General features: G+C 67.4%; 1 protein-coding gene. It reads left to right on the top strand.

The annotated features are described in order from the left end of the window. The coding region (locus A9W99_RS04660; RefSeq protein ID WP_156622937.1) for an AMP-binding protein at positions 1 to 662 on the top strand (662 nt) is incomplete at both ends.

The raw sequence follows: 662 nt of genomic DNA on the forward strand, positions 1-662 counted from the left end.
CCGGTGTCCCCAAGGGGGTGGCGATCACCCACCACAACGTCACCCAACTGCTGGCCTCACTTGAGACCGGGATGGAGCTGGCCGGGCGGGTCTGGTCGCAATGGCACTCGTATGGGTTTGACGTGTCGGTGTGGGAGATCTTTGGTGCGCTGCTCTCGGGGGGGCGGTTGGTGGTGGCCTCTGACGAGGTGGCCGGCTCGCCAGACGATTTCCACGCCCTGCTGATCAGGGAAGGCGTCAGCGTGTTGAGCCAGACCCCGTCGGCGGCGGCAATGCTCTCACCGCAGGGTTTGGAGTCGGTGGCGTTGGTGGTCGCTGGTGAGGCGTGTCCGGTGGAGTTGGTGGATCGGTGGGCGCCGGGGCGGGTGATGCTCAATGCCTATGGGCCGACCGAGACGACGGTGTATGCGGCGAGCAGTGCCCCCCTGCAGGCGGGGGCCGCAGACAGCGACGTGGTGCCCTTTGGGGTGCCGTTCGACCATCTTGGCTTTTTTGTGCTGGATGGGTGGTTGCGTCCGGTGCCGGTGGGGGTGGCTGGTGAGTTGTATGTGGCTGGTGCGGGGGTGGCGTACGGCTATGTGGGTCGGGCGGGGTTGACCGCGTCGCGGTTTGTGGCGTGTCCGTTCGCCGGTGCGGGGGCACCTGGACAGCGCCGCTATCGC

Origin of the sequence: Mycobacterium sp. 1164966.3, assembly GCF_001665395.1 — a bacterium.
Lineage (GTDB): Bacteria > Actinomycetota > Actinomycetes > Mycobacteriales > Mycobacteriaceae > Mycobacterium.